At 72.6% G+C, this 21,531-nt stretch carries 14 protein-coding genes; 8 read left to right on the forward strand and 6 right to left on the reverse strand.

The features are described from left to right. The first annotated feature begins 422 nt into the window (after nucleotides 1–422). From AC5R91_RS11640 to AC5R91_RS11650, 3 genes are all read left to right on the forward strand, one after another. A complete protein-coding gene (locus tag AC5R91_RS11640) occupies nucleotides 423–3,026 on the forward strand; it encodes a hypothetical protein (RefSeq protein ID WP_495397169.1) in 2,604 nt (867 codons plus the stop codon). Between the two features lie 156 nt (nucleotides 3,027–3,182). Further along, entirely contained in the window at nucleotides 3,183–4,520 is a 1,338-nt protein-coding gene (locus AC5R91_RS11645) for a hypothetical protein (protein ID WP_495397170.1), read from the forward strand. 23 nt (nucleotides 4,521–4,543) lie between these two features. Then, on the forward strand, nucleotides 4,544–5,524 hold the full coding sequence (locus tag AC5R91_RS11650; RefSeq protein ID WP_495397171.1) for a glycoside hydrolase family 26 protein: 981 nt from the start codon (nucleotides 4,544–4,546) through the stop codon (nucleotides 5,522–5,524). A gap of 22 nt (nucleotides 5,525–5,546) precedes the next feature. Here AC5R91_RS11650 and AC5R91_RS11655 read toward each other — a convergent pair whose 3' ends face one another. Then, nucleotides 5,547–7,754, reverse strand: coding sequence for an NACHT domain-containing protein (locus tag AC5R91_RS11655; RefSeq protein ID WP_495397172.1), 2,208 nt, complete (start codon nucleotides 7,752–7,754; stop codon nucleotides 5,547–5,549). 106 nt (nucleotides 7,755–7,860) lie between these two features. Next, a complete protein-coding gene (lysS, locus tag AC5R91_RS11660; RefSeq protein ID WP_495397173.1) occupies nucleotides 7,861–9,708 on the reverse strand; it encodes a lysine--tRNA ligase in 1,848 nt (615 codons plus the stop codon). Between the two features lie 577 nt (nucleotides 9,709–10,285). On the opposite strand from lysS, the gene AC5R91_RS11665 reads away from it, so the two are divergent. From AC5R91_RS11665 to AC5R91_RS11675, 3 genes are read left to right on the forward strand one after another with little or no spacing between them, the layout of a single operon-like run. Beyond that, nucleotides 10,286–10,873, forward strand: coding sequence for a DUF5994 family protein (locus AC5R91_RS11665; RefSeq protein ID WP_495397174.1), 588 nt, complete (start codon nucleotides 10,286–10,288; stop codon nucleotides 10,871–10,873). An 8-nt stretch (nucleotides 10,874–10,881) separates the two neighbouring features. After that, nucleotides 10,882–11,817: a transglutaminase-like domain-containing protein gene (locus AC5R91_RS11670; protein WP_495397175.1), complete on the forward strand. Its 936-nt coding sequence runs from the start codon at nucleotides 10,882–10,884 to the stop codon at nucleotides 11,815–11,817. A gap of 49 nt (nucleotides 11,818–11,866) precedes the next feature. Next, nucleotides 11,867–12,112 carry a hypothetical protein gene (locus AC5R91_RS11675; protein ID WP_011602966.1) on the forward strand — a complete coding sequence of 82 codons (246 nt, stop codon included), beginning with the start codon at nucleotides 11,867–11,869 and terminating at the stop codon, nucleotides 12,110–12,112. 103 nt (nucleotides 12,113–12,215) lie between these two features. Here AC5R91_RS11675 and AC5R91_RS11680 read toward each other — a convergent pair whose 3' ends face one another. After that, nucleotides 12,216–12,752, reverse strand: coding sequence for a glutathione peroxidase (locus AC5R91_RS11680; RefSeq protein ID WP_495397176.1), 537 nt, complete (start codon nucleotides 12,750–12,752; stop codon nucleotides 12,216–12,218). A gap of 208 nt (nucleotides 12,753–12,960) precedes the next feature. Between AC5R91_RS11680 and AC5R91_RS11685 the strand changes: the two genes are divergently transcribed. Further along, nucleotides 12,961–13,143, forward strand: a complete 183-nt coding sequence (locus tag AC5R91_RS11685) for a Trm112 family protein (RefSeq protein ID WP_495397177.1) — start codon at nucleotides 12,961–12,963, stop codon at nucleotides 13,141–13,143. A gap of 73 nt (nucleotides 13,144–13,216) precedes the next feature. Here AC5R91_RS11685 and rpsA read toward each other — a convergent pair whose 3' ends face one another. From rpsA to AC5R91_RS11700, 3 genes are all read right to left on the reverse strand, one after another. Continuing rightward, entirely contained in the window at nucleotides 13,217–14,701 is a 1,485-nt protein-coding gene (rpsA, locus tag AC5R91_RS11690; protein ID WP_044886834.1) for a 30S ribosomal protein S1, read from the reverse strand. Nucleotides 14,702–15,361: 660 nt separating this feature from the next. Beyond that, nucleotides 15,362–17,206 (reverse strand): acyltransferase family protein, encoded by a 1,845-nt coding sequence (locus AC5R91_RS11695; RefSeq protein WP_495397178.1) that lies wholly within the window; start codon nucleotides 17,204–17,206, stop codon nucleotides 15,362–15,364. Between the two features lie 114 nt (nucleotides 17,207–17,320). Continuing rightward, the gene (locus AC5R91_RS11700; protein WP_495397179.1) at nucleotides 17,321–18,844 is read right to left on the reverse strand and encodes a glycosyltransferase family 39 protein; all 1,524 of its coding nucleotides are present in this window, start codon (nucleotides 18,842–18,844) and stop codon (nucleotides 17,321–17,323) included. Nucleotides 18,845–19,002: 158 nt separating this feature from the next. On the opposite strand from AC5R91_RS11700, the gene AC5R91_RS11705 reads away from it, so the two are divergent. Beyond that, on the forward strand, nucleotides 19,003–21,498 hold the full coding sequence (locus AC5R91_RS11705) for a DUF459 domain-containing protein (protein WP_495397180.1): 2,496 nt from the start codon (nucleotides 19,003–19,005) through the stop codon (nucleotides 21,496–21,498). Nucleotides 21,499–21,531: the final 33 nt, after the last annotated feature.

The following is a 21,531-nucleotide window of genomic DNA, read 5'->3' on the forward strand; positions in this document are numbered from 1 at the left end:
TCGATGCGGAGGGATGCGGTCCAGGCCTCACCGGCCGCCCACCAGGCAGGCACCGGGCGGCGCGACCGCCTCCAGTCGCCGCGGCCCGGGCGTGGTGGGTCGCAGTGATCGGCCCCCGCAACGGTCGGGTGCGGCACATACAGCCCGCCCGGCCCGGGAGAGCCACCCATATCGGGCTACCATCGACCTGCTGGCTGCCAGGCATACGGCGCCGCGGCGGACCCCCGCAGGGTTCGCCGGGCGAGAGCCCCGGTGGCCCCCGGCGGGTTGCGCCGGTCAAGGTCGGGCTGATGCGGCATGGAGAGGACGGTCGGCGGTGGATGGATGAGTCCGGCCACGGATTCCCATCCGACGATGATCAGGGCGGTCCGCCGCCCACCCGCCAGCCCCGCCTGCCGCGGCGGCCGGGCGGGCGACCTCCGGTGACCCGCGTCGAGCCGGGTCCCGCGACCACGCAGACGACGCAGCGCCTCACCGCGCCGCGCCCGCGCCGCTCGGACGCACCCCCCTCGGATCCGAACGCCGCGCCCCGCGACCAGGATCAGCTCAGCGACCAGGACCAGCTCACCGCGCAGGACCGGCCCGCCGGCCAGGCGCAACCGCCCGACCAGGAGCGACAGACGGACCAGAGGCGGCCGGTAGACCAGCACCGGCCGGCAGACCAGCACCGGCAGATGGAGCAGGACCGGCAGATGGAGCAGCGACGCTCCGGCCCGCCTCCCCCGTCCAGTTCGGCGAGTCCGGTAGGCCCGACCGAGCTCACGGCGACGACCGAGCTGGCCGCGTTGCGCCGGCGTCTCGGCATGCCCGAGGTCGTCGAGGCCCGCCGGGCCGAACGCGAACGCCGGGCCGTGCAGGACACCGGGTCGGGCCCTCTCGACGACGGCTCAGGCCGGCACGACGACGCCTCGGGCCGGCACGACGACGGCCGGGCCGAGGGCACCGGTCCCGGTCGAGATCGCCACCGTGGCCGCGATCTGGACCGGGATCCGGCGCTCTATCCCATCGGTCGGGCCCAGCGGGCCAGGGAGCGTCGCCAGTACCCCGACCGCGGCCAGGGCGCCGAGAGCGGCCGGGTGGCCGAGAGCGGGCCGCGGCGCGGGCGTCTCGGGGAGTCGGAGGCCGCCGCCGGCCACCGTCAGGGGCACGGATACGGCCACGGCCGCGAGTTCGGTTATGGCAACGGCTACGGGCGGGGCCGGGACTCCGGCCGGGAGGGCACCGCCGGGCGGGATCTGGACCCACGCGGCGAGCCACCCCCGGGAGTGCGCGGCGGGGATGAGTCGAACCCGGCGCGCCGGGTCGAACCGTTCGACCACGAGCGGACACAGATCATCCGCGGGCTGCGCGTGCGTCGGGTGCCCGGGGCGGAGAGTTTCCGTCCCACCCACGCACCCACGGCCGAGGGTCTGATCCCGATGTCCGGCACGATGACCGGCGAGTTCTTCCTCGGCGGCCGCAACCGGCTGGATCCGGCGATCGACGGCCCGGGGGGTGCCGGCGCGCGCGGAGCGGCCGGCGGGACGTTGGACGCGCCCGCCGGGACGGCCGTCGCGGACCGTCTCGAACCGGTCGACTACGGCCTCGCGGACCTCAGCGAGGACGCCGGCGTGGGCGGACGGCACCGCGTCGAGCGGACGACCCGCGGATCGAGCCGGTCCCGGGCGATCTGGACGCTCGTCGACCAGGTGCTCTCCAGCGGCACGAACGCCGTGATGTCGTTCATCATCGCCCGCAGCGTGAGCTCGTCGGAGTTCGGCGCGTTCGGCGTGGCGTTCGCGATCTTCTCCCTGATGATCGGCTTCTCGAAGGCCGCGGGCACCGCGCCGCTGGGCATCAAGTTCGCGGACGTGTCGCCCCGGGTGTTCCGGGCGGCGGGTGCCGCGGGCACCGGCACCGCCTTCGCCATCGGATTGTTCTCCGGGGTGGTGACGCTGGTCGTCGGCCTCGTCCTCGGCGGCAGCGTCGGCGACTCCCTGATCGCGATGGGGCTGGTGTTCCCGGCGCTGCTGCTCCAGGACGCCTGGCGGCAGGTGTTCTTCGCCGAGGGCCGGCCGGCCGCCGCCGCGGCCAACGACGGAGTCTGGGCGATCGTCCAGTTCGGCGCCATCTTCCTGCTGATCGTCCGCGATGTGTCGACCTCGTGGGCGATGCTGCTGGCCTGGGGCGGGGCGGCGGCCGTCGCAGCCATCCTCGGGATCTATCAGGCCGGCTTCCGGCCCGCGACGGACCAGGTTCGGTCCTGGATCGCCGAGCACCGCGACATCAACGGCTACATGAGCGCGGAGTACCTCACCGTCCAGGGGGCCCAGCAGGCGTCCACGCTGCTGCTCGGCACCCTGGGGGCCATCGACCTCGTCGGCGCGCTGCGCGGCGTACAGACGCTGCTCGGACCGACGACGATCCTCGCCGTCGGGATCGTGAGCTGGGCGATCCCGGAGTTCTCCCGCCGCAAGGACATGTCGGCCGCGGCGCGGCTGCGTGCCGCCTACGCCCTGTCGGGGGTGATCGTCGCAGTCGGTGCGATCTGGGGAACGGTCTTCCTGTTCCTGCCGACGAGCATCGGTCACTCCCTGCTCGGCGACACCTGGGAGCAGACCCATCATCTGCTGGCGCTGTCGATCGTGCAGCAGGCGGGACCGGCGGCGACGGTGGGGCCGGCGTGCATGCTCTACGCGATGGGGCAGGCGAAACTCACCTTCCGCGCGAACGCGGTCCTGGCTCCGCAGCTCCTGCTCTACCCGATCATCGGGCTGGAGCTCGGCGGCGCGACCGGGGCGGTCGTCGGCTACATCGCGGCGTTCTGGATCACGGTGCCGTTCTGGTTCATGCTGGTCCGCCGGGTCGCCCGCGAGGCGGAACTGGACGGTGCCACGAGTGTCGCCACTTCGGGGCCGGCCGCTCCGAAGACAGCCACTCCCGGGCCGGGCGGTTCCGAGCCAGGCGGTTCCGGGCCGAGCGGTCCGCAGCCAGACGGTCCGCAGCCGGACGGAACGGAGCCCGCCGGATCGAACGGGCCCGGATGAGCCGCATCGTGTCCGGCCCCACCGACGGGGGTCAAGAAAATCTTCAGATCACGACCGGCCCGTCGGGGGACGGCGACCATATAGGTAGGATCTCGACCGGCGTCGAGACCGTTCCGGTGAATGCCGCCTGGACCCGGGCCAGGCGGGGGGGTTGAGATGATTCTGCGCATCCTGTATCGATCCGTTGGCTCGGAGAACGCGAAGAACCGACCGGCGTTCTACAGCAAGCGGCTGGCGCTCGCGTCCCTCCTGCGCGCCGTCGAGAAAGTCGAGATCCCGACGAGGATCGTCTTCGTCAACGACGGCCCGATGCCGGCGGATCGTCTTTCGATGATGGCGGAGGCCGGCGAGGTCGTCCCGGTCACGTGCGGCAGTAATCGCGCGTCGTATCGCCACGTCCTGCGCATGCCCCGGCTTCGCCGCTGGGCCGCCGACGATCTGGTGTGGCTTGCGGAAGACGACTATCTGTACACGGAGAACTCGCTGTCCGCCCTGGTCTCCGCCGCCACCGCCCGCCCGGACGTCGAATACTTCACCCTGTACGGCACCTCGCGGCTGTCCGCCGCCTCCACCCGGCGCCGCCCGCAGGTCACCGACGACGGCCGCATCCACGAGCACGCCCCGGTGATCGACGGGGTGGCCTGGGCGCGCACCGCCCACACGACCAGCACCTTCGGTCTGCGCGTCGGCACCCTGGTCGAGGACGAGCTGCTGCTGCGCTCGATCCCCTTCGTCGGTGGCGCCTTCGACCGCGCGACGTGCCTGACGCTGCAGGGTTTTCAACCCTTCCGGCTGCCGGAACTGGGCGGTGAACCACCGTTGGTGGCGCCCTCGACGGCCGCCGCGCGGATCGCCCGCCGGGCGGCGCTGACCGGGCTGCGGGCCACCCTGAACGCGGTGGCGCTGGCCCGGCCCGAGCGGCGGCGGCGGACCCTGCTCGTCCCCGCGCCCTCCCTCGCCACGCACATGGAGCTGGGCGCCGCGCTCGTCCCCGGCCACGACTGGCCCGCGGAGGCCGACGGCGTCCTGGCCTGGCTGGAGTCCCGCAACGCGAGCCCGACGGAGCCGACGACGGCGCCGAGCCCGGCACAGCCGGCCCAAGCACAGCCGACTCAACCGCAGCCGGCCCAAGCACAGCCGGCCCGTGCGCAGTCGACTCGACCGCAGCCGGCCCAGGCGCGGGCGACCTCCTCGGCTGGCGCGAGACCCACCACTGCGGCGGCGGGCGGGAGATCGACCACCGCCGGATCGACCGCCACCGGAGGGCTGACGCCGACCGCCGCGGCGGGTGGGACGGCCGCGGGCACGTCCGCGCCGGGCGTCCTGGCGTCCGGCACCGCCCCGCGGGCAGTTCCCACGGGCGGCGCGGCCACGTCCGCGTCGCCGGCCGCCGGGCTGTCGCCGCTGGCGGCGGCCGATCAGTCGCCGGCACCGGGTGCCGGCGTGACCTCGCCCACCGCGGCGCCGGTCCTCCGCAGGCCCTCCGTAGCGTGAGGGTGGGACGGCGCCGGTCGCGTTTGGTCTCGCTGCCACTGCTGCTGGTCACAGTGCTGCTGACCGCGGGGCTCGCGGCGTGCTCCGGTTCGTCGAAGCCCACGCCCGGCCCCGTCGGGGTGCACTGGGTGTCCGGCGCCAACGGCAACTACCCCGCCGACGTGAACGCCTGGGGGGCGTTCACCGGCCGCAAGGTCGGGCTCGCGATCGTCTTCACCGAGCGCAAGGACTGGTACAACATGGTCTCGGCGGACTGGCCGACGGCGGCCTTCACCCGGGACAAGTTCCCGGGTGAGCTGTCGATCGCGCAGCCGCCGTTCCCCCGCGACGGCAACGAGGCGACCTGCGCGAGCGGGGCCTACGACAACTACTGGCGGACGTTCGGCGTGACGCTGACGAAGTTCGGCCGCGCGGACGCCTACATCCGGCTCGGCTGGGAGTTCAACGGCGATTACATGTACTGGCACGTGCGCAATGTCGAGACCTGGAAGACATGCTTTCGCCGGACCGTGACCGCGCTGCGCTCGACCGCACCGGCCGTGAAGATCGACTGGAACATGAACGCCCACACCGACAAGCTGCCCGGGAGCGGGCGGGACGTGTGGGACGCCTATCCCGGCGACCAGTACGTCGACATCGTGAGCATCGACTCCTACGACCACTATCCCGCGTCGGTCAGCGAGAAGAGCTGGAACCGCCAGTGTCATCAGCGGTCCGGGCTGTGCACGGTGATCAAGTTCGCTCACGATCACGGCAAGAAGTTCGCGGTCCCGGAGTGGGGGCTGGTCCGGTCGGAGGGCGGCGGCGGCGACAACCCCTTCTACATCCAGAAGATGTATGAGACGTTCGTCGCCAATGCCGCAGGTCTGGCATACGAGGCTTACTACAACAACGCCGAGGCGAAGAACGTTCGCTCGTCGCTGTACAAGCCCGATCTGAACCCCAAGTCGTCGAAGCGCTACCTGAAGCTGTTCGGCCTCGCCTCGCCCGGCACCACCGGCTGACCACGCATCCCGCCGCGCTGTCTCACTCTTCTCGCGGCGGGCCCGCCGCCCACCGCGAGAGAAGCGGATGACCGGGTCGCTCCCGCGCGGCCGCGGTCCGCAGCCGGCGCCGCCCGTCACGGACCGCCCCGGCGTTCAGGTCCGTCACGACCTGGGCCCAGAACACCCGGAGGTTCGACGGCTCGGCGAGTTGTCTGCTCTTCGCGAGGCCGGCGGCTGTCACCACCAGGCGGGCCTGAGCAAGATCACTGAACGCCTCGACGAGCGCGTCGGCCTCGTCGTGGGTCAGGCGCTCGTCGGACGGCGCGGAGGGCGCGGACGGAGGTGCGTGCGACGGCAGGGGGGTCAGGCCGAGGTGGACGGCGACCGCCGCCGCATTGCGCCAGGCCGCCTCGCCCGCCGGTCCGGCGTGATCAGCCGGCCGCTCGCCGCGGCGCACCGCCTCGACCCAGGCCGCTACGACGGGCTCCCCGACCTCCTCGCGGAGGAACTGCACCATGAGCGACGACATCGTCCCCAGACCCAGCAGCGGGCTGTCCCCGGTGTGGTCGAGGTCCTCCGCGACCCGGGCCGCCACCAGGTACTCCGGCACCGAGGCGTGGACGAAGGGAAACCGGTCGTCGTCCCCGCGGACGAGCAGGCTACCCGAGCCGACCTGGAACGCCGCCTGTTCCGCGGTGACCCGGCAGCGGTCGAGGTCGAGGTCGGTGACCGTCTCGCGGACGATCTCGGTCAGGCCGGCGAGATCGATCGCGCCGGCGAGGCCGTCCGGGTCCGTCCAGATCCGGATGGCCACCGCGGTGACCACGTCGCTGAGCTGCGGCACGCGAAGCCCACTGGTCGAGCCACGGGTGGGATGGCGGCGGCGCACCTCCATGGTGAGCCAGCGCCGCACGAGCGTCCGGTAGAGCCGCGCCGAGGTGATCGTGCCATCGTCGGCGCGCACGGCCAGCAGCTCCGATCTCGTCAGCTTCGCCATGAACGACAGCATCCGGGGGTTGCGGCTGAGGTCGGCGAGGTTCGGCACCCTGGCGATGAGGTCGAGGCGGGCCTCCACCAGATCCTCCACGGTCCCGCCGCCCTCCATCGCCCCGCCGGCCGCACCTTCCGCCGACGGCGATGCGGCCCCGTCCCGGGGCGTGGCCGCGGCCAGCGACCGAAACCGGTGGTGGAGAAACTTCCGGATCTGCGTGTCGTCGAAGGGCTCCAGCCGAAGCTGTCGGCTCGCGCTGGGGCCCCGCGCCCACCGCCCGAGCACGCCGCGCCACTGGTCGTCCGAGGCGAAGTGCGCGATCCGGCTGGTGAGCACCACCTTGGCAGCGCCCTGCACGCTGTCGAGAATGATCTGCAGGTACTCGGCGGCCTCGTCGAAGGTCAGCCGTTGGACGAGCTCGTCGAAGCCGTCGAGCAGCAGCACGAGCCGGCCGCGTTCCAGCATCGTCCGCAGGGCGTCGGCGGGGACGCCGTCCTCCTCGACCCGCTTCAGGTGTGCGTCGAGCAGCCGGCCGAGGTCGAGATCGGCGGGATCGCCCAGCTTCAGGCCGCGCAGCTCGACGAGCATCGGGATGAGGCCGGGCACCGCCGCGGGCAGCCGCAGCGCGAGTCGGCGGAGCAGGAAGCTCTTGCCATGGCCGAAGTCGGCCATGACCAGCACGAACCGCGGCTGCGCGGTGTCGAGCAGGTCGAGCACGTCGGCCAGCGCATCCTTACGGGCCGGGACCTCCGGCGGCTCGTCGAGCAGGACGTAACGCTGCGGGATGTAGAGGTCCGGGGGGTAGATCGGATCGCCGGCCAGCCGGGCAGCCTGCCGTTGCAGGTACGAGGTCGGGTCCCAGCCCGTCTCGTAGGCGACGATGCTGAGCACCTGGATCCCGAGTCGGCGGGCGCACCGGACGAGATCCCGATCGGGCGGCGGCCCGTCGTGGACGACCAGCGAGTCGACCTCCTCATCCGCCCGCCGGTACTGCTCGTGGATCTCCGTCATGAACCAGCGCAGCATCGGCTTGTCCACCCCGTCCGGTGCGATCCCGATCGGCCAGCGGTAGGTCCGGCCGTCCACCCGGTCGGCGGCCTCGAGGTAGCCCAGGCCGCCGGCGCTGACCAGCGGCACGGCCTGCCCCCGTGGATGGCGCTCGGCGAACGCCCCCAGCAGCCGGGCGAGAAGGCCGTCGAGAGCGAGGGGCAGCCTGGGTCCGGAGACGCCCGGTCCCCCGCCCGCCGTGATCGTCATGATGGGTCACATCATGCCAAGACCGTCATCTCCGGCAGGAGGCGCGGGGCGGCGCAGGCCGTGCCCGCGGTAACGCCGGCCCGCTGTCCGCCCGGACCCGCGCGCGTTACTCGGCGGCGGTGAGCAGGGTTCGGATGCGCTCGGGGCCGACCGCCAGCAGCAGGGTGGGCAGGCGCGGGCCGGTGTCGCGGCCGACCAACAGCCGGTAGATCAGGACGAAGAACGCGCGCTGGGCCTGCTTGAGCTCGGCGGTGGCCGGCGCGTCGGCGGGCAGCCCGCGCAGCAGCTTGGGCACGGCGTAGGTCAGTGTGGTGAGCCCGTCCAGCGACCAGTCCTCCTCGAGGCCGTCGACGAGGATGGCGAGGGCCTTGGTCTCGTCGGCGCTCAAGCCCGCCAGCGCCGCCCGGTCCGGCTCGGTCCGCACGATGGTGCGCTGCTCGACCGGCACGTGCTCGCGGGTCCAGGCCCGGGCGCAGTCCAGCCGCGGCTGGAGATCGTCGAGCGAGAACGGTGCCTGCCCGGCGCCGTCGGCGTCGCTGCCGCCGGGCGCGTCGCTGCCGCGGGCCTGGCGCAGGATCCGCAGGATCTGGGTCGGGTCGTCGGCGGTGATGTCGCAGATCGACGACAGCAGCCGGAACGGGAACACGGTGCGCGGCGCGTCGACCGGGCCGCCCCCGACGGTCCCCCGCGAACGCGCCACCACGGTGTCCTCCGCGGGCTCGGCCGCGCCGTCGCCGACCCGCCGGTTCAGCGCGTCCCACTCGTCGTAGACGCGCAGCACCTCCGCCCCGAAGTCGACGGTGATGGCCTGGTTCGGCCGGCGGCGGGCGTAGATCCAACGCACGATCGCCGGCTCCAGGATGTGCAGGGCGTCCGCCGGGGTGGGGGCCCCACCCGCCGATCCGGAAAGCTTGGCCCGGCCGCGGACCCCGACGAAGGAGTACGGCAGGTACACCGGCGGCTCGCCACCGAACACCTCGCGGACGATGCTGCCGCCGACGGTGAAGCTCGACCCGGGCGAGGAGTGGTCCACCCCGCCGGCCTCGAAGGCGACGTTCTCGAAGGCCCAGCGCATCGGCCAGTCGACCTTCCACACCAGCTTGCCGTTCGCCGGCCCCCGCACGTCGAACCGGCCGTGGTTGCCGCAGGCGGAGCAGGAGTAGTCGCCCTGACCAGCCGCCGGATCGAAGGACGCCACCACCGTCGTGTCGCGGCCGCAGACCTCGCAGTAGGGCCGGAACGGGAAGTAGGCCGACGCCGACGCCGAGCCCTCGTCGTCGGCGGCCCCCTCGTCGGCGGCGACGTCGACGTCCGCCGGGGGGACGTCGTCGGCCCCGCCCGGCGCCGCCGCTCCCCGCCGCCCGCCGCGCCCGGCCCGGCCGCCGGGACCGGAGCCACCGGAGCCACCGGAGCCGGAACCACCGAAACCCGGGCCACCCGACCCGGAACCGGCGGGTGTTGCCGCGGGCGACGGTTGCAGTGTGCGGTAGCGGCCGAGGATGCCGTCGATGGTGGGGGCGGCGGCGATCGCCCGAGCGATGCCGTTCGCGTAGGCGCCCGAGCGGTACATCTCGGTCTGGCTGATCTCGCGCACCTCGATGCCAAGGCGACGCAACGCGTCCCGGAACGGCGCCTTGAACCGCTCCGCCCAGCTCGGAAACTCGCCCCACGGATCGGGAACGGCCGTCAGCGGCCGGCCGACGTGTTCGGCGAAGTCGGCGGGCACCCCGGCGGGCACCTTGCGCAGCCGGTCGTAGTCGTCCCAGGACAGGATGTGCTCACAGGGCACTCCGCGAGCGCGGATCTCCTCGGCGACGAGATGCGGGACGAGGATTTCCCGCAGGTTGCCGAGGTGAATGGGCCCCGACGGGCTGATCCCCGACGCGCAGACGACCTTCCCGCCCCCGGGGCGCCGCTGCGCCCGCTCGATCGCTTCGTCCGCGGCCCTGGTCATCCAGTCCCGGCGATCAACCACAGTCCCACCACATCCCGACGTCGAACCCTTGACAACAACCCTAACGGTCAGCGTGTGAGGCCCCACCGATCAGGAGGCGGAACCCCAGCGGTCGGTGGAAGGGGAATCGCTCGCCGGGATCGCCCGGCACTCGCTGACCAGAATCAGGCAGAACCATCGGGCACTGTGCCAGGGCTGTCGCCTCCGCGGGCGGACCGCGCCGGCGTGGCGGCGCGGGGCCGCGACACGCGGGCGACTGGACGGCCTGGAACCACGTCCGGACGCTGCTCTCGGTGGCCGGCGCGGTCGTCCTCGTCGCCGCGGTGCGAGCCGGTGACCGCGTGACGGCGATGCTCCCGGTTCCGGCCAGGTGAGCAGCGAGCCCGGCGGGGCCGGACCTACCCCCCTCGGCGGGCGGGGACGGCCGGTGGCCGCTGCGGATTTCCGCGGGGACGGTGTGGCCGTCGGGCGTATCATGGTCGTTGACCGGGTGTTTTGCGAGCGTCGACCAGCAGGCCGACCCAGCGACCGGTCGCAGCCATCCGATGGTCATCGTCATCGGAGTTAGGCGGCCGTCATGACGACGAGCCCGCACGTCCTTCCCACCGATCGCGCCGATCTCGCCCGGTTCGACGACGACGGTGGCGCGCCACCTCAGCGCTCCGCGGCCCGCGTGTCATTGTCGTCGGCCCGCGGCCAGGGATCCTTCGACGGCGGCTGGTGGCCGCGGACGATGGGGCTGACCGACGAGCTGCCCGGCCTGCTCGCCGCGCTGGCGAGCGCCCACGAAGGCGTCCGCCGGGTGTCGGTGAGCGGCAGCGCCTGGACGGCGATTCCCAGCCTGGCCGAGGGGTCGGGGCTGCCGCGGACGCGGGTGGACTGGTTTCGAACCCTCGACCCGCGGGTGGTCACCGCGGGCGGCGGCAGCAACGGCGGCAGACCCAGGCTCCGACTGCTCGTCATCCCGCCCGGGGCCGCGCCCGGGCCGGCCCGGGCGGTCCTGCGGGCGGCCGCGGCCGGCGGGTTGACCGGTTCGCCCGGTGAGATCCTGCGGCGGGCCGGCGCCGAGACTCCGACAGCCGACGCAGAGACTCCGACGGCCGACGCCGGACCGACCGGACCCGCGGCGCCGGAGTCGTCCGCGGCGCTCTCGGCGTCGCCCTGATCACGAGCATGGCGGGCGACATCATCGCGTCGGCCGGCCCGGGGGCGCCCTGGCCGGCCGGTGGCGACGATCCGGGCCGGGTGGACGACAGGAGCCGGGTGGACGACAGCGGCCGGGTGGTCACCTGTGACCTGGCCTTCGACGTCCAGGAGCCCGCCGACATCGCGTTGCAGATCGCGCCCGCCGAGCGCGGAGGCCGCGTGCACGAGGAACGCCTGGATCTGGCGACCGACGGCGCCCCCCTCGCCCCGCCGGTCGAGCTGGCCGCGCCACACGGCGGGCGGATCCACCTGCTGCGAGTGTCCCGCGGCCTGTTCACGGCGTCCTACCGGGCGCACCTCGACCGTCCTCGCCCCCGCCCCGGGCCGCGCCCGAACGGGACGGCGGGCGACGAGCCGCTCGATCTGCAGCGGCTGACCTACCTGCGCCCGAGCCGCTACTGCCCCTCCGACCATGTCGTCGGACTCGCCGTGGCCGAGTTCGGCGCCCTGCCTCAGGGCCGGCCCAGGGTCGAGGCCGTCGCGGACTGGATTCACCACCGGATCGGCTATGTCGCCGGCGCCAGCACGGTCCACGACACCGCCGAGGACACCCTGCTGACCGGGCAGGGGGTGTGCCGCGACTTCGCCCACCTGGGCGTCACCCTGTGTCGGGCGCTGGGGATACCGGCCAGGTTCACCGCGGTCTTCGCACCCGGGCTGACCCCGATGGACTTCCACGCCGTCTTCGAGGCCTGGACCGACGGCGCGTGGCACGTCCACGACCCGACCCGGCGGGTTCCACGGGACGGCCTGGTCCGGATCGCGACCGGCCGGGATGCCGCCGACACCGCGTTCGCCGCGATCCTGGCCGGCATCGCCACCCTGCGGTCGGTCGAGGTCACCGCCACGGTGACCGGACTACTGCCGGCCGACGACCACCGGGCCGAGACCGTGCTCGCCTGATCCGCCGCGGCCCCGACCTGCGAACGACCCGAAGGAATGGAAGGCCGCCATGAGTGACACCGACCCCGCCCGCCTGGACGAGATCGCATTCCATCTGCTCACCGCGCAGCGGGCCAGCCGTGGCATCCGCCGTCTCGCCAACGCCGCCGTCGAGATCGGCGAACCGGTGGACGCGGCGGGCGTCAGCGCGGTCCTCGCCGAGTTCCGCGCGGCCTACCGCGAGGTACACGCGATCCTCGCCAGCGGCAACACCGAGGACATCGTGTACCTTGCCGCGCAGCTCGATCGGACCTGATCGGGCCCGACCGGCTGGGCCGCCCCGGCGACGCGTTGCCGTGCCGGGGCGGCATGAACGACCGCTCACCGGCCGGACGCCGGTGAGCGGGGCCCACGCGGTGCTACGCCAGGGTGGCGTCGAGGTCCTTGCGGATCTCCTCGGGGGTGACCGTCGGCTCGTAGCGGCGCACGACGTTGCCCTCGCCGTCGACGAGGAACTTGGTGAAGTTCCACTTCACCTCGTCGGTGCCGATCGCCTCGGGCCGGGACTTCGAGACGTGCTCGTAGAGGAAACCGGCCTCGGGCCCGAAGTCCCCGGGCGCCTCGGCGCGCAGGTACTTGAACAGCGGCGCGGCGCCGTCGCCGTTCACCTCGACCTTGCTCAGCACCGGGAAGGTGACGTTGTAGTTGGTCGAGCAGAAGTTCTGGATCTCCTCGTCGGTGCCCGGCTCCTGGCCACCGAACTGGTTGCACGGGAAGCCGAGGATCTCCAGGCCGCGGCCGTGCAGCTCCTGGTAGATCGACTCGAGCCCCTCGTACTGCGGCGTCAGGCCGCACTTGCTGGCAACATTGACGATCAGGAGCGTCTGGCCGGCGTAGTCGCCCAGCGAGCGGCTGCTGCCGTCGGGGGTGTCGACGGTGAAATCGTGGACAGTCATGATCAACCTGACTCTCGTGACGGGTGATCCCGATCCTCACGGCCGATGGTTCGGCCGCTGAACAATCCTGACGCTACTCCGCCCCATGCCTTTATGTCACCATGTCGGGTGCATAATTGTGCGCCGATTCGGAGGGGGCGGCTGTCTGGGATGCTCGGGTGGTCCGACGGCAGCGACCGATGGCGACCAACGAACAGGAACGCCCGATATGAACATCGAACCCGACCTGCTGAAGATCCTTGCCTGCCCGGTGGACAAGGGGCCGCTGGAACTGGTCGACGGCTGGCTGGTCAACCCGCGACTCGGCCACCGCTACGAGATCCGCGACGAGGTCCCGATCCTGCTGCGGCCGGACCACGTCGACCCCGCAGTGGCCCGCGCTCAGCGCTGACCCGCACCAGACACGACAGCGGGGCCCGAGGAGGATTCCTCGGGCCCCGCTGTCACCTACGCGGCAGGGTCGCCTACTCCCGGCCGAACTGCTCCCGCAGGCGACGCAGCGCTTCCTCGTCGATAGCCGACGCAGGCTGGTCGGACTGGGAGGAAGCGGTGTAGGAGGAGGGAGCGGCCGCCGCGGCGTCCGCCTCCTGCGCGGCCCGAATCTGGACCTGGTGCGCCTCGAAGCGGGACTGGGCCTCGGCGTACTGCCGCTCCCACTCCGCCTGCTGCTCCTCGTAACCTTCCAGCCACTCCCCGGTCTCCGGGTCGAAGCCCTCAGGGTAGACGTAGTTGCCCTGCTCGTCGTACTTGGCTTCCATGCCGTACTGGCTCGGGTCGAACGCCTCGCCGTCGACGGCCAGCCCCGACGCCTCGTTCGCCTGCTTGAGCGACAGGCTGATCCGGCGCCGGTCGAGGTCGATGTCGATCACCTTGACCAGGATCTCGTCACCGACGTTGACGACCTGCTCCGGAATCTCCACGTGCCGCTCGGCGAGCTCGGAGATGTGGACCAGACCCTCGATGCCCTCGTCCACCCGGACGAACGCACCGAACGGCACCAGCTTCGTGACCCGGCCGGGCACGACCTGGCCGATCGCATGGGTGCGGGCGAACTGACGCCACGGGTCCTCCTGCGTCGCCTTCAGCGACAGCGAGACCCGCTCGCGGTCCAGGTCGACGTCGAGAACCTCGACGGTGACCTCCTGGCCGACCTCGACCACCTCGGACGGGTGATCGATGTGCTTCCAGGACAGCTCCGAGACGTGCACCAGCCCGTCGACGCCACCCAGGTCCACGAAGGCACCAAAGTTGACGATCGAGCTGACGACGCCCTTGCGGATCTGACCCTTGGCCAGTTGGGCGAGGAACTCGGAGCGGACCTCACTCTGGGTCTGCTCCAGCCATGCCCGCCGCGAGAGCACAACGTTGTTGCGGTTCTTGTCGAGCTCGATGATCTTGGCTTCGAGCTCGCGCCCCACGTAGGGCTGCAGGTCGCGGACTCGGCGCATCTCCACGAGGGAGGCCGGCAGGAAGCCACGGAGGCCGATGTCGAGGATGAGACCACCCTTGACAACCTCGATGACGGTGCCGGTGACGACGCCGTCCTCGTCCTTCAGCTTCTCGATCGTGCCCCAGGCGCGCTCGTACTGGGCGCGCTTCTTGGACAGGATCAGGCGGCCTTCCTTGTCCTCCTTCTGGAGGACAAGGGCCTCGACGTGGTCGCCGACACTCACGACCTCGTGCGGGTCGACATCGTGCTTGATCGACAGCTCTCGGGACGGGATCACGCCCTCGGTCTTGTACCCGATGTCGAGCAGAACCTCGTCGCGATCAACCTTGACGATGATGCCGTCGACGATGTCCCCATCGTTGAAGAACTTGATCGTCTTGTCGACTGCCGCAAGGAAGTCTTCGGCCGAGCCGATGTCGTTGACCGCTACCTGTGGTGTGGTCGGGCTCTGCGCGGTGGTCACGGTCTCCACGGGTCGTACGTCGGTGGTGCTCGTCAAGGGGTCGGCTCCGACTAGGGGTGGTCGTCCGCGCGAGGGCCGGATCGAACCGCCGGGACCGAGGGACAGAGACAACGCAAAAAACGAAGAAACTGTCAGAACCGATAGCGACGCTCGAGTGGATCCGCTCGGTCTGAGACCCACGGACCCTCGTGCACAGACCCAAGTCTAGGGATGGGTGTCCGGAGTGGTCAACGGGAGCCGGCGCACGGACGCTCCCGAGCCGGGACTGCGGTCACGCTACGCAGACAGAAGCCGTCCATATGTAGCTATGTGCTGCCGGCCCGCCACGCTCGTGCGACCTTGGCCGCGGCCAGCCCGTCCGCCGTCCGCTCGGCGAGCCGATCTCCGCCGCGCCGGCTCCCCCCGGACGGGCGCACACAGCACGGTGGGCTCAAAGAAAAAATCACCGCCAAACCGACATATGGGGTGATCTCGCGGGGAGGTCGTGCGGAGGCGGAAAGTACGTGCGTTCCCTCCCCGGACGCGAGGTGCCGGAACGGCGGGCCGCCACGGGCTGGTAGGCGGGGCGCCCGCGATGGGCAGTGAGCAGCCGCGATGGGCAGTGAGCAGCCGCGATGGGCAGAGCGGCCGCGATCGGCGGAGGGCAGCCGCGATCGGCGGCACGTCAGGACGGCGGGTGCCAGGTGGGGCGACTGATCAGGCTCGGCCGGCCGGGCCGCGCTCGGCGCCGCCCGACTCCGGGCGCCCGCCCGGACCGATCCACTCCAGCCCGTCCGGACCGGGGCCGGGCCCCGACGAGCGGTCGGGGCTGGACCGTTCCGGCCGGTCGGTACTGGATCGTGCCGTCCGGTCGGGATCGGGCCGGGCCGGCCGGTCGGTGTTGGGCCGGGCCGGTCGGTCAGGATTGGGCCCGGCCGGCCGGTCGGGGTCGAGCCGTGGCGGCCGGTCGGGATTGGACCGGGCCGTGTCGGGCCGTGCCGGCCGGTCCGCGCCGGACGCGACGCCGGGCTGTCCACGCCAGGCCCGCGGCACCCAGCCCTCCGCGGCCTCCCGCGCGTCGGCCTCCGCCGCGCCCACCCCCGTCGGCCGCTGCCGGCCGCCCGGCCGGGCGGCCGACCCGGTCAGCAGTGGCACCGTCGGGCTATCCCCGGGCACGCCGGCGACCGCGACCGCCGTCCGGGCCCCCGGCACCGTCGCCGGGAACACGCCGATCGGGCCCTGCGGGTGCGCGACCCCGCCGCCGGGCGCGGTGCCCGCGCCGGGCCTCACCCGCCCGCGGCGGCGCGCCACCCAGGCGTCCGCGCGCCGGGCCCAGCCGTGGGACAGCCGGATGCAGGGCCGCTCGATGAGGTGATGCGTCGCGGTGGCGACGGCCACCGTCAGCACGAGGACGATCGCCAGGAACGGCGCGTAGGGGATCTTCCACAGCCGCCAGCCGCTGTGCGCCAGCACGAGGTCGATGACGGTGGAGTGCCACAGGTAGATGCCGTACGAGATCGCGCCGAGGAACGCCAGCGGCCGGCTGGCCAGCAACGGCCGCACCGCGCCACGGTCCTGGCGCCCGAAGACCGCCGGCAGCAGCAGGAAGAACCCGAACAGCCCGTACAGCAGGTGACGGTTCATGTCCTGGGCCCGGTCCGGATCGAAGATCGGCACCAGTGGCAGGCCGGCGTGCCTGCTGGCCACCCAGTAGATCAACGCCGCCACGGCCCAGCAGGCCGTTCCCGAGCCGGGCAGGCCCGCCCAGCGGGGCTGACGGCCGAGCTGGGCGTACCGGGCGGAGACCACGGCGAGCGCCATCCCCATGGCGAACAGGTCCCACCAGACGGGCAACCAGGCGTTCCAGCCGGACATCCAGGCCTGCCTGCTCGGGATGACCAGGAAGTGGACGACCTTCGCGGCCAGGAAGGTCACCGCCAGCGCGGCCAGTTCCACCCGAACCTGGGTCTCGGGCGAGCGACGGCGCCGGCCGAGCAGCCAGGCGTAGACGGGCACGGCGAGGTAGAACGCGACCTCGATATCGAGCGTCCATGCCTGGGTGAGGCCCTGGATGGCCCAGTGATCCTGGTAGCCCTGCAGGAAGAACGCGGTCTGGAAGATCCCGGCGACCCCGTGCACGCCGACCCGGTCGTCGCTGACCACGTTGAGGGTGACGGCGAGCGCCACCCAGTACAGGGGGACGATCCGCATGAACCGGCGCACCAGGTAACCCGGCGCGGCGGCGGCGGGAACGCCCGCGAGCCGGGCCGCCACGAACGGGCGGTAGAGCAGGAATCCCGAGATCAGGAAGAACACCGCGACCCCGGCCTCACCGCGCGCGGTGTAGGGACCGAACCCGCTGCTGGTGGTGAACCCCGCCGGGAACGACGTGTGCACCACGACGACGAGCAGCGCCGCGATCGCGCGCAGACCGTCGAAGCCTGGAAAGACGACCTTGGGCGGGCGGGTGCCGGGGGGACGGCGCGGATCGGGGATCGAGGCGGAACCGGTGGACGCGTCGGCGACGACGGCGGCCGAACGGGGGCGGACGGGGCCGGTCACCGCGAGTTTGCCACGAGATACGCAATGTCCGGCACGGTGAAAAACGTACCAGCACGGTGGATTATGGAGCTAGCACACCCCGAACATAACGGATTTTTCTACCCGCTGGCGTAGTCAGGTCGGGTAACCCGGGTCGGTTTCGGATCGCACCGGTTGCCCACCCGGGATCCGCTTGGCCCGGGAACGCACCGGCCCGGCGAGCCGGCCGGCGGCGGCCGTGATCGCAACCGCGGCGAGCAGCACCACCGCAGGCTCGGCGGCGGCCCGGAAGCGGGTGGTGCCGTAGACCACCACCGTCGCCAGACTCAGCGTGATGGGCACCGCGAGCAGGGGCAGCAGCGGGGTCCGGCGGCGGCGCAGCACGATCACGCCGCCGAACGCGGCCACTTCCAGCACCCACAGCGTCACCATCCCGACCCGGCTCAGACTCAGCGGTCGCAGCTCGATCGTGTCGAGGCGGGCCTGCTGCCACGGGTGGTAGACGCCCCAGGTGCGGCCGAGGCGGGCGGCGGCCACCGTGGGCAGCCGGTCGGAATGGTGCCGTATGTAGTCGTAAGCGGCATGTCGGTAGAAGACGTCGCGCTCAGACCGTTCCACGGGCGGCGGCGGGAGTGCCAGCACGCAGTCGAACGACCACCAGCCCAGGTCGCGCCCGGAGTACGTCGCCGGGCAGTGGGTGACGGCCAGGGTGGAGCCGAGGCCGGTGGACAGGTACTCCGGCTCGTGGAACCGCGACAGGTTGTAGGCCGCCCAGGGGGCGATGGCGGCCACGCTCGTCGCGGCCGCCACGGCCAGCAGCGCGGCGCGGCGACGCCAGGCGACGCCGCGGGCCGTCGCGACGAGCGGCACGACGAGCACGAGGGCCAGCAGCGCCAGTTCGGCGCGCGCGAGCATCACCGCCGCCAGCGCCAGCCCGAGGAAGGCGGCCTCGGCGAACCCTCGACGGTCGACGAAGCGGTAGCCGGCCAGGATGATCCAGGCACAGGTCAGAATGCCCGTCGTCTCGGACATCACCAGCGGGTCGTTGAGCCACATGCCGGGGTAGACCGCCGCGATCCCGCCGGCCACCAGTCCGGTCGCGGGGCCGCCGACCCTGCGCCCGGCGAGGGCGACCAGCACGATCGCACCGACCCCCAGCAGGCAGGAGAAAAGCTGGTGGGACAGGAAGCTGGTGAAGCCCAGCAACGACGGTACGGCCAGCAGAAGGCTGGTCAGCGGCGGGTGCTGGGCGTCGGCGACGTAGCGCCCGGACAGCCGCAGTTCGTACGGGTCCGGCCAGCCGCGGCCGTCGGCGAACAGGTTCGCCGCCTCGTGGTAGTAGAACGGATCACCCTGGACCGCCGCCGGGTGCAGCCAGTGGAACAGGTAGAACAGCCGGATCCCGAGGCCGATCAGGCAGATCGCCGCCAGCCCGGGGTACCAGCGTCGCGGTCGCCCGAGCCAGGCGGGCGCCGGCTCCCCGGCGGGCTCAGGCTCCACCGCCGATACGGACTCCACCGCCGATACGGACTCCACCGCCGGCACGGACTCCACCGCCGGCACGGGGGCCCCGGCGGGCGCGGGAGCCGATTCGGGGACGTCCGGCGGCACCGCCGCCGACCCCACCGTCCGTGGCTGCCCCGCCGTGGTCTCAGACACGCGCGGAAAGTACCAACCCGCTGGTTCCGGGCAGACAACACGTCCGGCATGAAGGCCGCAAACATACCGCGCGTGCACGGCGTGACGCAGTTGCGATTAGCCTTGCCGCTCGGACGTCCTGATGCGATCGGGGTCGGCGAGCCGCGGTGGCGAACCCGATGCGGAGCCGCCGAGCCCGCACCGCAGCCGCCGCCCGGTTCCACGGCCCGATGGCGCCCCGGCGACGACGAGGAGGGACCAGGCTGACCAGCAACGACGCCGACACCGTCCCGCTGGCGTCCGGGGATCGACAGCGGCGGTCGTCCGCCGAGCAGCAGGCCGACACGACCCCGATCAGCACCCGCGCGGGCGGGCCGCGTAGCCCGGCCGGGGGCCCGCAGCCCCGACGCTCGACAGCGGAGCGTGAGGGGCACTTTGGTGACGGTCGGAGCGGTGCCGACCGCAGGCGCCGGGATCAGCCTCCCCGCCGCCACGAGCGAGCCGCGGCCGAGCGCCGGCCCGAGCCCCCAGTCCAGCGACCCGAGCCCCGCGTCCGCCGCGACGAGGCACGCGCCCCGCTCGCGACGCCCCAGCGCCCGGCGACCGGCCGCGAGCCGGCGCGGCCACCGACCCGGCCCGAGGACGACCTCGACGCCACCGGCCCCGTGCTCGCCCCGCTGGGGCACCTGCCCGCCCTGGACGGGCTACGCGCGTTCGCCGTCATGGCCGTCATCGCCTACCACGCCGGCATCTCGTGGATGCCCGGCGGCCTGCTCGGCGTGGACACCTTCTTCGTCCTCTCGGGCTTCCTGATCACCGGGTTGCTCATCACCGAGTACCGCAACACCCGGCGCATCGACCTGCGCAGCTTCTGGGTCCGCCGGTCCCGCCGGCTGATGCCGGCGCTGCTGGTCCTGCTGATCGGGGTGGCGGCGTACGCCCGGTGGATCGCCTCCCCCGGCGACGTCGGCACGCTGCGCCTGGACGCCCTGTCCACGCTGCTGTACGTGGCGAACTGGCGCTTCGCCCTGTCCGACCAGAGCTACTTCAACCACTTCTCGGCGCCTTCGCCGCTGCTGCACACCTGGTCGCTGTCGGTCGAGGAGCAGTTCTACGTCCTGTGGCCGCTGGTCGTGTTCCTGCTCATGCGGCACAGCGCCCGCACGGTGGAGCGCTGGCGCCGCCAGCGCCAGAAGGCCCAGTCCCTCGCGCTGACGGTGGCCGTGCTCGGCGCGGAGGCGTCGGCGCTGGTCGGCCTCGCCCTGCTCCTGCTCGGCACTGATCCGTCCCGGATCTACTACGGCACCGACAGCCGTTCCCAGGCGCTGCTGGTCGGCGCCGCGCTGGCGGTGTGGCGGGGGCAGCGGACACGACCGATCTCGGCCCGGGCCCGGTCGGTCATGTCGGTCGTCGGCTGCCTGGCGGGCGCGACGATGATCGTCATCTGGACCACGGTGAGCGGGGAGAACCGCGCGCTCTACGCCGGCGGGTTCCTCGGCGTCGCGGTCGTCGTGATGCTGCTCGTCGCCTCGCTCGTCGAGGCGCCCGCGGGGCCGGTGTCGAAGGTGCTCTCCCTGGCCCCGCTGACGTTCATCGGGCGGATCTCCTACGGCCTGTACCTGTGGCACTGGCCGGTGTTTCTCACCCTCACGGCCACCCGTACCGGCACCGACGGCGTGGTCCTGCTGCTGCTGCGGCTCGGCGCCACGCTGGCGATCACGCTCGCGTCCTTCCACCTCGTGGAGGACCCGATCCGCCGCCGCCGGATCCGGCTGCCGAACCCGCGGCTGACCGTGCCCGCCGCGTTCGGCGGGGTCCTCGCGGTGATCCTGGTGGCCACGGCGGGCACGTCGGCATCGGTGCGCACGCCCGCCGAGCTGGAGGCGCTGGCCAAGCGGGCGGCCGCCTCCCCGCAGCCGACCGTCACCGTGCGTCCCGGCAGCGGTGCGCCGATCAAGGTGCTGCTCGGCGGCGACTCGGTGGCGCTCACGCTGGGCTTCAGCGACTTCTCCTCGATGGCCGCCGCCCAGGGCATCGAGATCCACGACTTCTCCAAGCTCGGCTGCGGGGTCGCCCGCGGCATGGAGCGGCGCATCCTCGGTGAGGCCGGACCGACCACCGACGGCTGCGACCAGTGGCCGCAGCGCTTCGCGCAGCGCGTCAACGAGGTCAATCCGGCGCTCGCGCTGCTACTCGTCGGCCGCTGGGAGGTCACCGACCAGTTTCGCGACGGCCGTTGGACGCACATCGGGGACCCGGCGTTCGACGCCTATCTCGGCCGCGAGCTGGACCTCGCGATCACCACACTTGGGGCCAAGGGCGCGAAAGTGGTACTTCTTACCACCCCGATCTTCAAGCCGACCGAGGCCCCGGACGGCAGCATCTACCCGGAGACGAAGGCCACGCGGGTCGAGCGCTTCAACGTGCTCCTGCGCGAGGCCGCGGCCCGCCACCCCGGCACGAGCGTGATCGACATCACCTCCATTCTCACTCCGGGCAACAAGTACGTCGACGAACTGGACGGCGTCCGGCTACGCGACGACGACGGCGTGCACATCTCGGATGGCGGCGCCCGACGCATCGGGGCCGCGATCATTCCTCAGCTTCTTCGGATCGCCCAGGGGCCGGCCGCCAACGCTGCGGCCCCGCAGACCGTGGGAGCGGGACCCGGCTGACCGGCCCGGTTTACCTGACGCTAACCTTCCGCC

The sequence above is a fragment of the Frankia sp. BMG5.60 genome (assembly GCF_059428125.1).